Origin of the sequence: Campylobacter sp. RM12640 (assembly GCF_020137595.1) — a bacterium.
Taxonomy (GTDB): Bacteria; Campylobacterota; Campylobacteria; order Campylobacterales; family Campylobacteraceae; genus Campylobacter_E.
On record NZ_JACGAU010000006.1, the window covers coordinates 90,872 to 103,881 of the forward strand.

Genomic DNA, 13,010 nt, shown 5'->3' on the forward strand with positions numbered 1-13,010 from the left:
TACTTGACAATAATAGACTAAAGTAATATAATGCGAACCATATCAATTAAAGGAGATAATATGAATATTCAAGATAAATTAACAAATCAATTTAATGAAACTTTAAGTCAAGCAGTAAGCTTATGTGTATTTAATAAAAATCCAAATATAGAACCATTTCATATTTTATGGGCTATTGCTAATGATTCAAGCTCTATTCTTAATCAAGTATTTAATAAATTATCAATAGATAAAACCGCAATTTCACTAATGCTAAAAAGTAAGGCTGATAATTTAGTAAAAAGCGATGGAGTAAATGCTAATAATGTAAAACCTAGCAATGCACTTTTAACTTCACTTGAAAAGGCTATTGGATTTGCTTTAAGCAAAGGTGATAGCTACTTAAGCACTGATATGTGGATAATTAGTGAGTGTGATAAGGGTGGAATTTGTGAGTTATTAAAAGATTATTTAGATTTACTTGTATTAAAAAGCGAATTAAATGCTTTAAGAGGCGATAGAAAAATTAGCGAAAAAGAGCAAGATGACATAAGCAATAAAGAATTAGAAAAATACACCACAAATCTAGTTGAATTAGCAAAATCAGGCAAACTTGACCCAATTACAGGAAGGGATAATGAATTAGAAAGGCTTATGCAAATCTTAATTAGAAAAAGCAAAAATAATCCTATTTTATTAGGTGAGCCAGGAGTTGGTAAAACAGCTATAGTAGAAGCTCTAGCTCAAGCAATTGCTAATAAACAAGTGCCAAGCTCTTTAGCTAATAAACAAATATTAAGTCTTGATTTAGCAGCACTTGTTGCAGGAGCAAAATACCGCGGAGAATTTGAAGAAAGACTTAAAAATATAATTGAAAGTGTAAAAGCAAATCCTAATATTATAATTTTCATTGATGAAATTCATACAATATTAGGTGCAGGTGCAAGTGAAGGAAGTATGGATGCTGCTAATATACTTAAACCTGCTTTAAGTAGGGGCGAGTTTAAAACCATTGGTGCAACCACTTTAAAAGAATATAAAAAATATTTTGAAAAAGATGCTGCAATGCAAAGAAGATTTCAAAGCATAATTGTGAATGAACCAAGCGTAAATGATGCAATAGCAATGCTTAGGGGTCTTAAAGAAAGATTAAGCGCTCATCATAATGTAAGTATTAATGATAAAGCTTTAGTAGCTGCTGTTAAGCTTAGTAATCGTTATATTCAAGGAAGATTTTTACCTGATAAAGCAATAGATTTAATAGATGAAGCTGCGGCTGAACTTAAAATGCAAATTGAAAGTGAGCCAAGTGCTTTAAGAAATGTAAAAAATAATATCGTTAGATTAAGAGTTGAAAAAGAAGCTTTATTAATGGAAGGCGAAGAAAAAAATAAAGAAAGATTAAAAGAAATTGAAAATGAATTAAGTGAATTTAGCGAAGAAGAAAGAAAATTAAGAATGAAATTTGAAAACGAGCAAAGAGTATTTGCCGAAATTTCAAAGAAAATGAACGAGATTAATAATTTGCAAAATGAAGCGAATATTGCAAAAAATAAAGGAGATTATCAAAAAGCAGGAGAGATTGAATACGGAAAAATCCCACAAGTTAAAAATGAGCTTGAGAATGCTAAGGCAAATTGGCAAGAGTTAAAACAAAGCGGAACTTTACTTAAAAACGAAGTTGATGATGAGCAAGTCGCTTTAATTTTGGCAAAAATGACAGGAATAAAGGTTAGTAAATTACTAAGCAATGAGAGTGAAAAATACTTAAATCTTGAAAATAATTTACAAACTCGTGTGGTAGGACAAGATAAAGCTATAAAAGCTCTAGCTCGTGCAGTAAGGGCAAATAAAGCAGGGCTTAGTGATAGCAATCGTCCTATAGGAAGCTTTTTATTCTTAGGGCCTACAGGAGTTGGTAAAACTGAATTAGCAAAAGCAATTGCAAAAGAGCTTTTTGATGATGAGAAAGCTTTAATTCGTTTTGATATGAATGAATATGCTGAAAGTTATAGAGTAAGCAATTTAATAGGTTCTGCGGTTGGTTATGTAGGAAGTGATGAAGGCGGACAATTAACAGAAGCTGTTAAAAATAGACCTTATTCGGTGCTACTTTTTGATGAGATAGAAAAAGCTCATCCTGAGATTTTTAATATATTTTTAAATATGTTAGATGAAGGAGCTTTGAGTGATAATAAAGGCTTTAGGGTTGATTTTAAAAACACTTTAATAATATTTACAAGTAATATTGGAGCAGCTAAGTTTGTAGATATTAAAAATGAAAAAGAAAGAAATGAATTAATAAATAAAGAATTATTAAAATACTTTAAACCTGAATTTGTAAATAGGCTTGATGAAATAGTAGGATTTAATGCTTTAAATAAAGATTTATGCTTACAAATTATTGATATTTTGCTTAAAAATACTAGCAATAAATTAGCTGAACTTGGAATTGGCTTTAGTATTAGTGAGAATGCAAGATTAGAAATTTTAAATCTAGGATATAGTGATGAATATGGTGCTAGAGCCTTAAAAAGAACTATATATCAAGAAATTGATTCAAGACTTAGTGAGCTTATTTTACAAGGGAATTTGAAATCTTTTGTAGAAGTTGATTTTGATAAGGAATTTATATTTAATACGAAATAATTTTATCCCGATTAAATTCGGGATAATTCTTTAAAAACTACTAAAATTATTAAAAATACAATATTTATCCAAGTAAAATTGATTATGTATTTAAAAGCTTTATTTTTATAAGAATTAATGTAATATTTATAAGAAATTAAACTAGCCATAGAAGCTATTAAAGTCCCTAATGAGCCAATATTTACCCCTAATAATAATTCTTTATAATCATTTGTAAAACTAGCTAAAAACACACAAGCAGGAACATTGCTAATAATCCAAGATAAAAATATACTTAGATAAAAAATATCAAATTCTTTAATACTTATAAAATAACTTATATTTTTTACAAATATAAAAAGATTTATAAAAATTATAATAAGAGAAAAATCAGCTTTAAAAATTGCGTTTTTATTACTAATAAATAAGCTTATAAAAACTATAAAAAAACCTAAAAATATATTTAAAATATCACTAACACATAAAATTGATATGAAAAATAATGCTAGGTTTTGGATAAATAATTTTTGATTTATTTGAGTTTTTATAAGATTTTTTAGTTTTATGTTTTTGTTTTTAATGTTTATGGTAAAAATAAATAATAATATTAAAGATATAAAGCAGTAAATATAAGTGCTTTTAAAAAAGCTTAAAAAATCTAAATGAAAATATGTGAATATAAATAAATTTTGTGGATTTCCAAATGGGGTTAGCATTGAGCCAAGATTTGCTGCTATTGTTTGTAATATTATGATTTGCATAGTAAATTTTTTCGCTTTTAATTCTTTTAATAAATAAATACTAAAAGGCACAAAACAAAGCAACGCTACATCATTAGTAACTAACATAGAGCTAAAAAAACATATTAGTATTAGTAAAATTGCTATGGTTTTTAATTTGGTAATTTTGTTTAATACATAAAAGGCAAGTAGCTTAAATGCTCCTATTAATTCTAAGGATTTATTAACAGCTATAAACATAGAAAGTAGGGCAAGTGTCTTAAAGCTTATAAAATCATATAAAGAATTTAAATAAGTAAAATTAATACCTTTAAAAATAATTAAAACAACAAAACTAATTAATGAAAGAATAAATGTAAATAGCATAAGTTTAATTCATTCCGAAAAACGGAATGAATATTAATAATCGTCTTTTTCGCTTACTTGATATTCAAGCTCTTCAATTCTATCTTCTAAACCATAAATAATCTCTTTTAATTTTTCAAGTTCCATAAAGATTTTATCGCTTGAGTTTTTATCACGATTATTGTTGAATTGTTTCATAATACCAAGTTCAGCTTTTAATTTTTCAATTTCATTTTGTAATTCTTCAACTTTACTTACTTCGTTAGACAATGTAGTTTCCTTTGATTTAGATTTAACAGCTTTATCTTCAACTACTTCTTTTTCTACTTTTTCAGCTTTTGTTGCAGTTGGTTTTTTTGCTACTTCTTTAGAAGTTTCTTTTTTACTTACTTCTTTTTTAGCCGTTTCTTTTTTAGCAGTAGTTTTTTTAGCTGTTTGCTTTGTTTCTTTTTCGCTAGTTTTTTTAGTAGCCATTATTTCTCCTTTATATATTTAAAAACCGAATTGTAAAAGTAAATAGTTAATTATTACCTAAAAATTCGCTAATTTTTTTCTTAACATTCGCATTTGTTAAATTGCTTATTTCTCCTTTGAAATTACCATCTTTATCAATTATATAAAAACTTGAGCTATGAGCTACGGTGTATTCAGCAGCACTATCTTGATAAATATACTCATATTTTACCCCATAGTTTTTTGAAATTCTTTTAAGCTCATCTTCGCTAGGCACAAGTCCTAGTGAGTTTTTATAAAAATATTGTACATATTCATTTATATCATTTGCCGTATCTCTTTTAGGGTCAAGACTAATAAATAATATTTTTATATCATTTCTATTTAATTCATTTAAAGCTTTAGTGGCAATAGCTAAAGAAGTAGGGCATATATCAGCACACAATGTGTAGCCAAAGTAAATTAATAAATTATCTCCTTTAAAATCTTTAAGGGTATAAGTTTTATCACCTGCTCCTTTTAAATTAAAATCATATTTATTATTAAAACAAGCAGTTAAGATTAATCCTAAAAAAATAAAAATAATTAGCTTTTTCATACTATCTCCTAACATCAAAATCTATAGATAAATCAAGGCTTTTATTGTCATTAAATAATTCTAATCTATATCTCATAGTATTTTCAGTACAAGCACTAAAAACAATATCTGCAATATAAGCATTATCAATCTTTTCAAATTCTCCTACAATATCTCCCATATACATATTAAGCCCATAAAGTCTTGCATTTAATTTGGGAAAATCTTCTAAATTTTTAATAATCACTTTTGTTTCTTCTAAGGTTTTTAGCGGTTTTGGACTTAAATCAAATATGATTTTTTTACCATTATAATCTACTTCACACTCGCTTACATTTAAATCGCAACTAAGTGGAGTTAATGTAGTGATTAACTCCCTTTTTTTAGAATTTGGATAAAAATAAAACAAACTTGCAAAAATAGCAATTATTACTAATAAAAATATTAATTTTTTCATTAATGAGCGTGAATTATTGATTTTGCTGGAATGTCTTTTAATTCAACTTTTTCACCATTACTAAAGCTTAGTTCTAAATTAAGTTTAGTATCTTCTTTAATGCTATCTTTAATATCCATTAGCATAATATGATAGCTTTTTGGTTTTAGTTCTAAAGTATCATTTGCCTTGATTGTTGCGTCTTGTATTCTAATCATTTTCATCATACCATCTTCGTGAATATGCGTGTGGATTTCTGTATTTTTTGCAAAATCACATTTAGCATCAACTAATTTTATATCTTCATTTGAGTTGTTTTTAATACTCATAAAAATAGCTGAATTTTTTGCATTTGGTGGGGTAATTTTAACATAAGGCTCACTTATTTCTATATTGTTTGCAAATAAACTTGCACCTAAACTTAACGCTAATAATATCTTTTTCATTGAATTCTCCTTTTTAATAAAAACGATAAGGATTATAAATAAATTTTTCTTAATGAAAGCAATAATCAAAAAAACATTTTTGGTATTAACTTAGCTTTAAAATTACTTTTTATAATTAGTCCTTAACTTTTATAGGAGCTAATAGTGAAAAAAATCATAATTTTATTATTATCAATTTATTTATATTCAGACAATTTATTACAAATTTATTTAAAAGATGGCATAGGTGCAGTTGAAAATAAGCTTGAAGCTGGACTTAGTGATGTTAAGTTTTGGCAAACTCAATTGCAAGGACTTGATTTAAAATATGGATACTATAGCGATGATGCTATGGTGGTAGTAGTTGATAAAGATAAACAAAAATTAGTTTTATTTGAAGAAAAAAACAACAAATTAACACCTAAATTCGAGCAAAGCGTAATAACAGGTCTTATGGGTAATAAAGAAAGAGAAGGGGATTTAAAAACCCCTATTGGAGCTTATCAGGTTTTAAACAAAATGGTTCCACCTGATAATTATTATGGACCTTATGCTTTTGTTTTAAACTATCCTAATTTATATGATAAAGTTCGTAAAAAAACAGGCTCTGGAATTTGGATTCATGGTTTTCCACTTGAAGGCGATGTAAGATATGATGCTTATAAGACTAAGGGTTGTGTTGTAATGACTAATGATGTTTTGCTAGATTTTAATGGCATTGTAAATAATAAAAAAATATATGTATTAATCAATGAAAAAGGCGTTGTTAGCACAAATGCTGATGAAATTGCTTTAATATTGGCTAATTTATTTGACTGGAAAAATGCTTGGACTAATAATGATTATAAAACATATCTTAGTTATTATAGTGATGAGTTTATTAAATATGATGGCACGAAAATATCTGCTTTCAAGGAGCAAAAAAAGGCAATTTTTAGTAGAAAGCAGGATAAAACAATACAATTTAAAGATATAAATATAATTCCTTATCCTAATTTAGAGCAAAGAAAAATATTTAAGATTACTTTTTATGAAAATTATGCTACTTCAAGTTATACTTTTAATGGTGAAAAAGTTTTATATATTGAATTAGTAAATGGAAAAATGTCAATCTTAACGGAGCAATAATGGCATTTATCACAATTAATAAAGCAAATTATTTTTATAATTTAAATGAGTGCTTAAAAAAAGTTAGTAGCATTGATAAATTAATCATTATTTTAAAGGACAATGCTTACGGGCACGATATTAATATAATTAGTGATTTGGCTTTAGAATTTGGTATTAAAAATGTCGCAGTAAAAAACATAAATGAAGCTAGTATTATTCAAAATAAATTTAAAAATATATTAATACTATCTCAAATTCCAAAGCATTATAAAGCTTGCGATAATTATATTTTAGCTATTAATGATTTGAGTTATTTTGATTATTTAAATAATGAAGATAAAGTCGCTTTAAAACTTGATACTAATATGCATAGAAGTGGAATATGTGAAAACAATTTAGAATTAGCTCTAAAAGTTATTAAAGAAAAAAAGCTGAAATTAGTATCAGCTTTCACTCATTATTCAAGTCCAAATAATATTAAAAATCAAAAACCACTTTATATAAAAATGTGCGAGTTTATAAAGAATAATTATTCTGATGAAGTGTTTTTTCACTCTGCAAATTCTAGCACTTTATTTTTAGATGAAAATGAATACGATAAGGCTGCTAGAGTAGGCTTAGCACAATTTGGGTATTGCGATGTAAAGGCTAATTTAAAGCCGGTTTTAAGTCTTTGGGCTGAAAAAATTAGCTCAAGAATTATTAGTGCTGGAGATAGTATTGGATATGATGAGATTTTTGTATCTAATAAGGATTTAAAAGTTGCTAATTATGATTTAGGATATGGAGATGGGCTTTTATATTATAAAGGTTTAAAAGAATTTAAATTAGCAAATAACGAACAGGTTTTAGGCAAAATCTCAATGGATAGCTTTAGCATTGAAGATACTAATAAAGAAAATATCTGCGTATTTAACGATGCTTTAAAATACGCAAATTATTTTAATACTAATGTTTATGAAGCTTTAGTTAGATTAAATCCAAGCATTAAAAAAATAATAATTTAATGCTTTTCTATAATTAATACATAAAGTTTTACAACTGATAAAAATAAAGCCAAAATAGCAGGCCCTAATATAACTCCCCAAAAGCCAAATGTAGAAATACCAGCAATCATTGCAAAAAATATCAAAAGCTCATTTACATTTGCTGGAGTTTTTAACAATTTTTCATTAATCCATCTAATTATTAATGGCTTTACAAAAGTATCTGCAATAATAGAAATCATAATAATTGAATAAAGTGCAATTATTATAGCATTTGCTGTATTGCCGTGAGAGTATTCATATAAACTAACAGGAACCCAAAGTAAAGCACCGCCTATTAATGGAATTAGCGAAGATATTGCATATAAAATACCCATTAAAAGTCCGTTATATCCAAAATACATTAAAAATACTGCAAATAATAAACCTTCAAAAACAGCAGTAATAATTACAGAATAAAACACAACGCTCATTACATTAGATACTTCGCCTAATACATTTTCAAATTCACTTTTTTTAAGCGGCATAAGTTTTCTAAAAAATCCTACAAGTTCTACTCCATAATAATTTGCGAAGAAATAAAATATTATTATTAATATAAGTTCAGTAAAGAATTTAACACCTGATTTTGTAAAATTTGAAGCATAATTTAATATATTTTTACCTACATTATTTAAATCTATTTCATTTAAAGCTTCTTTTACTTTTGGCTCTATGTAGTCTAAATTGCTTGGTAAATTAAATTCTGCTGATTTTAATTTTGTAATTGTTGTTTGAATTTGAGCTATATCTAAGTCTTTAATTGAGCTTGCTAAAGAAAAGCTAGTGTATGCAAGTGGAGCAAAAAATAATAAAGACATCATAGTTGTTAAGATAATTGGAGCTACATATTTTCTTTTTGTTTTTATGAATATTTTATGATGAAGATTTGCAGTAGCAACTGCCATTAAAACAGCGATTGCAATAGTTAATAAAAAAGGTTTAAATAAATAAAGCAAACAACATAAAACCAATAAAACAATAGCTGTTATAAAATATTTAGCATTCATTTATTTAGCCTTTGTGGTAGGTGAATAATTTTTGGATTTAAAGCTGATAGATAAGGATTATTATCATTAAAATCTCTTTTATATATCATAAATTGGTCAGTTACAAAAAGTAGCCAATCTACTAATTCATCGCTAGCAGGACCTCTCATATCTCTAGCTTCATCTAAGACATCTTCAACAATTTTACAAATATTTACGAATTGATTAATTTTTAAAAAACCACTAGCGCTTTTCATATTATGAAACATTCTAAAAAGCTCATTTACTTTATTTTTATATTTATCTTCATCTTCAAGTGCGATAATAACAGGCTCTAAAGAATCGCAAAAAATATTAAAATGGGTCATAAAATCATCAACGATATCAAAATCAAATTCTAATTCTAATTGCCCTAAAAGTCCTAAATTTTTATTCATGTAATCACTCGTTTTTATATTTTGCTAAGATTATACAAATTATTTACAAACATTATTTAAGGTAAAAAATGGAAAGAATAGTTGAAATTGAACAATTTAAAGATGATAGCAAATATGAAATTAGCCTAAGACCAAGCACTTTTGATGAATATGTAGGTCAAAACAAAACTAAAGAGAATTTAAAAGTATTTATAAAATCAGCAAAGTTAAGAAATGCTCCGCTTGATCATACTTTATTTTTTGGCCCTGCAGGTCTTGGAAAAACCACTTTAGCAAATATAATTGCAAATGAAATGGGAGTAAATATTAAAACAACAGCAGCGCCTATGATAGAAAAAAGCGGAGATTTAGCTGCAATTCTGACAAATCTTGAAGATGGAGATATATTATTTATTGATGAAATTCATCGCTTAAGCCCTGCTATTGAAGAAGTTTTATATCCAGCGATGGAGGACTTTCGTCTTGATATTATAATAGGAAGTGGCCCTGCAGCTCAAACCGTTAAAATTGATTTAGCTAAGTTTTGCTTAATTGCTGCTACTACTAAAAGCGGTGGAATTTCAACTCCGCTTAGGGATAGATTTGGGATTAATTGTAGGCTAGAGTTTTATACCCCTGATGAACTTGCTTTAATTATTAGCAAAGCTGCTTTAAAGCTTGATATTACCTGTGATAACGACGCTAGTAAAGAAATAGCTAAAAGATGCAGAAGCACCCCAAGAATTGCCCTTAGACTTCTTAAAAGAGTTAGGGATTTTGCCATAGTAAATAATGAAACAAAAATCACTTTAAAAAGAGCTAAATTAGCGCTTGAGAGTTTAGGTGTAAATGAATTAGGTCTTGATGAGTGCGATTTAAATTATCTTGAGTTTTTATGCAAGGCTAAAAAAGCAGTGGGCTTAAATACTATTGCAGCAGCTTTAAGCGAAGATGAAAGAACTATTGAAGATGTAATCGAGCCTTATTTGATAGCAAATAATTACATAGAAAAAAGTGCAAAAGGAAGGGTAGCAACCACTAAAGCTTATTCGCTTTTAAAATTAAGTGGTTATACACCTTCTTTATTTGATATAAATTAAGAATTAAATTCTTAATTTATTTTTACACTAAATCTTTTTCTTTTGCTAATTTTAAGGCTTTAAAAAATACATTTAATTCTTCAATATTTCCTACGCTAATTCTGTTAAATAAAGGATAATTATGTATTTTTCTACCTACTTTAACGCCGTTTTCTAGCATAAAATTATGATAATTTTCACTTTTTATTTTATGCAAAATAAAATTAGCATTAGATTTAAAATAAAAAATATCCAATTCATTTAAAACCTGCTCTAATTTAGCCTTATTTTCTAAGGTCATATCTCTTGTTTTACTTACAAATTCTTCATCTTTTAAAGCATTTATAGCACAAAATAAAGCATAAGCATTGATATTGTCTATTAAAATAAACTCATCAATAAAAGAAAGCAATTCATTTTCAGCAATAGCATATCCTATTCTAAGTCCTGCTAGAGCATAGATTTTAGAAAAGGTTCTAGTAATTATTATATTTTTTTGGCATTTTTTAATACTTACAAAATTAGTATTGTATTCAGCATAAGCTTCATCTAAAATCATATAAGTATTATCCTTACAAATTGAGCATAAATACTCTAAATCATTTTGGCTAAGCTCTTTTGCACTTGGGTTGTTTGGATTGGTAATGTAAATTAAATTATATGAGTTTTTTAATGGTTTTATATCATTTACATTTAGGATAAAATCATCTTTTAAATAAATATAAGTGATTTTTATTTTTAAAGCTTTTGCAATGCTTAAAACTAAATCAAATGTTGGCATAGGAACTATTAAATTAAGCTCTTTATTTTCGCTTTTTGCTCTTGCATTTAAAGCACAAATTGTTCTATAAATAATATCGCTTGAGCCACAACCTAAGCTTATGTTATGTGATTTTACATTATGCTTTTTGGCTAGTTCTTCTTTTAGCAAATACTCGCTATCGCAAGGGTATTTACACATTAAATCATAATCATTCATAATGCTTTTAAAATCGTGCTTTATTAAGGTATTTTCATTATTTGATAAATCAATCATCTTTTAACTCCTTGTTTAAATAATTTGCTAATTTTTTTGCACTAGCAAATGCAAAATGTATATTAAATCCGCCTAAAATCCCTGCTACATTTAAACATTCACCTATGAAAAATAAACCTTTATTTTTTAAGCTTTCATAATGCTCATTTAGGCTTTTTAGGCTAACTCCACCTTTACAAACTTCTGCTTTATTAAAGCCTAGATTTCCTGCTGGTGCGAACTCATAATTATATAATTTATTTATAATCTCTTTTTCTTCTAAATTATATTTATTCATTGCTTTATCGCTTAAATTATTTGCGTTTAAGTATTCTTTAATAAAAGCTTTAGGTAAAGATAAATGTGTGCTAGCTTGCTTTAAACTACTAAAATCTATTTTAAAATCATTTAAAAAATTAATTTTGATTTTGCCTTTAGTCCAAAACAATGAAGCACTCAAAACCACAGGGCCACTAATACTTTTATGGGTAAATAGCATAGAACCTTTAAAAATATCATTAATGCAAACTTCAATGCTAATTCCACTAAGATTTTTCATAAAAAACTCATCTTTTTGTAAAGTAAGTGGCACTAAAGCAGGTAAAAACTCGCTAAATCCTATTTGAAATTCTTTTGCAATTTTTAATGCAATATCGCTTACTCCTAAAGTAGCAAAAGAAATTCCACCGGTAGCAATTACTACATTTTTAGCTAAAAACTCGCCTTTATTTGTGATGATTTTATAAGAATTATTTGCCTTTTCTAAGCCTAAAACTTTAGTATTTAGCATAATTTTTGATTTATTTTGACTTAATAATCTATCAAGGATTAATGAAGAATTAGGAGCAAAAAACTGCTTATTTCTAATTTTATTAAACTTAATTCCTTTAAAAAAATTAAGATTATCTTGATAGCTAAACTCATCTAAACTTTGCTTTAATTTATCATAATCATCGCATAAATACGATTTAATATTGATATTTTCATTTGTTACATTGCATTTGCCACCACCACTTATTAAAAGTTTTTTAGCAACGGCGTTATTTTGCTCTAAAATTAAAGCATTTTTTTTTAAATTAGCAGCCAAAAATAATCCCGCTGCTCCAGCTCCAATAATTATTAAATCTTTAATGGTTTGTCCTTTTGGTATTTTTATTACTTATAATACTAAAAATTATAAAGGATAGATAATGAAAATAATAATTGCGAGTTCAAATAGTGGTAAATTAAAAGAATTTAAAGAATTATTAACAAATTGTGAGCTTTATTTAGCAAGTGATTTTGTGAGTGATTTTAATCCTATTGAAAATGGAAATAGTTTTAAACAAAATGCAAAAATTAAAGCAAAAGCATTGTGGGATAAATTAAGCGAAGAAGATAAGAAAAATTATGCAGTATTAGCTGATGATAGTGGTCTTTGCGTTGAGGCTTTAGATAATGCTCCAGGTATTTTTTCTGCTAGATACGCAAATGATTTTAGTGATGAAAAAGATGCTAAAAATAGAGAAAAATTACGCCTTGAATTAACAAAAGTTGGAGTTGATTTTAGTAAGGCTAGTTTTGTTTGTGTTTTATGCTTAATTACTAATTCAAAGATAGAATTTGCAAAAGGCGTTTGTGATGGAACGATTAGTAAAATAGAAAGCGGTAATAATGGTTTTGGCTATGATAGTATGTTTATTCCTTTAGGATTAAGTAAGACTTTTGCAGAGCTTAGTCAAGATGAAAAAAATAAAATTAGCCACAGATTTAAGGCTTTAGAAGAATTAAAAAAGATTTTTTAATAAATTATA

General features: G+C 26.7%; 14 protein-coding genes. 5 read left to right on the forward strand and 9 right to left on the reverse strand.

Annotated elements, in window-relative coordinates; genetic code table 11:
* Positions 1-60: 60 nt before the first annotated feature.
* Entirely contained in the window at positions 61-2,628 is a 2,568-nt protein-coding gene (locus AVBRAN12640_RS03560; RefSeq protein WP_336608386.1) for an ATP-dependent Clp protease ATP-binding subunit, read from the forward strand.
* A gap of 11 nt (positions 2,629-2,639) precedes the next feature.
* On the opposite strand, the gene AVBRAN12640_RS03565 is transcribed toward AVBRAN12640_RS03560, so the two are convergent.
* Genes AVBRAN12640_RS03565 through AVBRAN12640_RS03585 form a run of 5 tightly spaced genes read right to left on the reverse strand, consistent with a single transcriptional unit; the run spans position 2,640 to position 5,604 of the window.
* Positions 2,640-3,713: an SLC13 family permease gene (locus tag AVBRAN12640_RS03565; protein WP_336608385.1), complete on the reverse strand. Its 1,074-nt coding sequence runs from the start codon at positions 3,711-3,713 to the stop codon at positions 2,640-2,642.
* A 33-nt stretch (positions 3,714-3,746) separates the two neighbouring features.
* Positions 3,747-4,166 carry a hypothetical protein gene (locus AVBRAN12640_RS03570; protein WP_214117318.1) on the reverse strand — a complete coding sequence of 140 codons (420 nt, stop codon included), beginning with the start codon at positions 4,164-4,166 and terminating at the stop codon, positions 3,747-3,749.
* A 46-nt stretch (positions 4,167-4,212) separates the two neighbouring features.
* Positions 4,213-4,743 (reverse strand): SCO family protein, encoded by a 531-nt coding sequence (locus AVBRAN12640_RS03575; protein ID WP_214117317.1) that lies wholly within the window; start codon positions 4,741-4,743, stop codon positions 4,213-4,215.
* A gap of 1 nt (position 4,744) precedes the next feature.
* Entirely contained in the window at positions 4,745-5,179 is a 435-nt protein-coding gene (locus AVBRAN12640_RS03580) for a hypothetical protein (RefSeq protein WP_214117315.1), read from the reverse strand.
* On the reverse strand, positions 5,179-5,604 hold the full coding sequence (locus AVBRAN12640_RS03585; protein WP_214120431.1) for a copper chaperone PCu(A)C: 426 nt from the start codon (positions 5,602-5,604) through the stop codon (positions 5,179-5,181). Before AVBRAN12640_RS03585 ends, AVBRAN12640_RS03580 begins: the two co-directional genes overlap by 1 nt.
* A gap of 144 nt (positions 5,605-5,748) precedes the next feature.
* On the opposite strand from AVBRAN12640_RS03585, the gene AVBRAN12640_RS03590 reads away from it, so the two are divergent.
* Entirely contained in the window at positions 5,749-6,711 is a 963-nt protein-coding gene (locus AVBRAN12640_RS03590; RefSeq protein WP_214117312.1) for a L,D-transpeptidase family protein, read from the forward strand.
* A complete protein-coding gene (locus AVBRAN12640_RS03595) occupies positions 6,711-7,700 on the forward strand; it encodes an alanine racemase (protein ID WP_214149805.1) in 990 nt (329 codons plus the stop codon). The genes AVBRAN12640_RS03590 and AVBRAN12640_RS03595 overlap by 1 nt, the downstream gene beginning before the upstream one ends.
* Here the strand turns inward: AVBRAN12640_RS03595 and AVBRAN12640_RS03600 are convergent.
* Both AVBRAN12640_RS03600 and AVBRAN12640_RS03605 read right to left on the reverse strand, forming a co-directional pair.
* Positions 7,697-8,728, reverse strand: coding sequence for an AI-2E family transporter (locus AVBRAN12640_RS03600; RefSeq protein ID WP_336608384.1), 1,032 nt, complete (start codon positions 8,726-8,728; stop codon positions 7,697-7,699). The genes AVBRAN12640_RS03595 and AVBRAN12640_RS03600 overlap by 4 nt on opposite strands.
* The gene (locus tag AVBRAN12640_RS03605) at positions 8,725-9,144 is read right to left on the reverse strand and encodes an Hpt domain-containing protein (RefSeq protein ID WP_214117301.1); all 420 of its coding nucleotides are present in this window, start codon (positions 9,142-9,144) and stop codon (positions 8,725-8,727) included. The genes AVBRAN12640_RS03600 and AVBRAN12640_RS03605 overlap by 4 nt, the downstream gene beginning before the upstream one ends.
* Positions 9,145-9,212: 68 nt before the next feature.
* Between AVBRAN12640_RS03605 and ruvB the strand changes: the two genes are divergently transcribed.
* Positions 9,213-10,223: a Holliday junction branch migration DNA helicase RuvB gene (ruvB, locus tag AVBRAN12640_RS03610; protein ID WP_214117299.1), complete on the forward strand. Its 1,011-nt coding sequence runs from the start codon at positions 9,213-9,215 to the stop codon at positions 10,221-10,223.
* A 22-nt stretch (positions 10,224-10,245) separates the two neighbouring features.
* On the opposite strand, the gene AVBRAN12640_RS03615 is transcribed toward ruvB, so the two are convergent.
* Both AVBRAN12640_RS03615 and AVBRAN12640_RS03620 read right to left on the reverse strand, forming a co-directional pair.
* Positions 10,246-11,238, reverse strand: coding sequence for a pyridoxal phosphate-dependent aminotransferase (locus tag AVBRAN12640_RS03615; protein ID WP_336608383.1), 993 nt, complete (start codon positions 11,236-11,238; stop codon positions 10,246-10,248).
* On the reverse strand, positions 11,231-12,373 hold the full coding sequence (locus AVBRAN12640_RS03620; protein ID WP_336612950.1) for an aminoacetone oxidase family FAD-binding enzyme: 1,143 nt from the start codon (positions 12,371-12,373) through the stop codon (positions 11,231-11,233). Before AVBRAN12640_RS03620 ends, AVBRAN12640_RS03615 begins: the two co-directional genes overlap by 8 nt.
* Before the next feature lie 34 nt (positions 12,374-12,407).
* Here AVBRAN12640_RS03620 and rdgB point away from each other — a divergent pair, with 34 nt between their 5' ends.
* On the forward strand, positions 12,408-13,001 hold the full coding sequence (gene rdgB / locus AVBRAN12640_RS03625; RefSeq protein ID WP_214117295.1) for an RdgB/HAM1 family non-canonical purine NTP pyrophosphatase: 594 nt from the start codon (positions 12,408-12,410) through the stop codon (positions 12,999-13,001).
* The last annotated feature ends 9 nt before the right edge of the window (positions 13,002-13,010 follow it).

Coding starts and splice junctions, on each gene's coding strand:
- AVBRAN12640_RS03605 (WP_214117301.1), bottom strand. CDS start 9,144: ATGAATAAAAATTTAGGACTTTTAGGGCAATTAGAATTAGAATTTGAT.
- rdgB (WP_214117295.1), top strand. CDS start 12,408: ATGAAAATAATAATTGCGAGTTCAAATAGTGGTAAATTAAAAGAATTT.
- AVBRAN12640_RS03585 (WP_214120431.1), bottom strand. CDS start 5,604: ATGAAAAAGATATTATTAGCGTTAAGTTTAGGTGCAAGTTTATTTGCA.
- AVBRAN12640_RS03595 (WP_214149805.1), top strand. CDS start 6,711: ATGGCATTTATCACAATTAATAAAGCAAATTATTTTTATAATTTAAAT.
- AVBRAN12640_RS03615 (WP_336608383.1), bottom strand. CDS start 11,238: ATGATTGATTTATCAAATAATGAAAATACCTTAATAAAGCACGATTTT.
- AVBRAN12640_RS03600 (WP_336608384.1), bottom strand. CDS start 8,728: ATGAATGCTAAATATTTTATAACAGCTATTGTTTTATTGGTTTTATGT.
- AVBRAN12640_RS03575 (WP_214117317.1), bottom strand. CDS start 4,743: ATGAAAAAGCTAATTATTTTTATTTTTTTAGGATTAATCTTAACTGCT.
- AVBRAN12640_RS03570 (WP_214117318.1), bottom strand. CDS start 4,166: ATGGCTACTAAAAAAACTAGCGAAAAAGAAACAAAGCAAACAGCTAAA.
- AVBRAN12640_RS03565 (WP_336608385.1), bottom strand. CDS start 3,713: ATGCTATTTACATTTATTCTTTCATTAATTAGTTTTGTTGTTTTAATT.
- AVBRAN12640_RS03560 (WP_336608386.1), top strand. CDS start 61: ATGAATATTCAAGATAAATTAACAAATCAATTTAATGAAACTTTAAGT.
- ruvB (WP_214117299.1), top strand. CDS start 9,213: ATGGAAAGAATAGTTGAAATTGAACAATTTAAAGATGATAGCAAATAT.
- AVBRAN12640_RS03580 (WP_214117315.1), bottom strand. CDS start 5,179: ATGAAAAAATTAATATTTTTATTAGTAATAATTGCTATTTTTGCAAGT.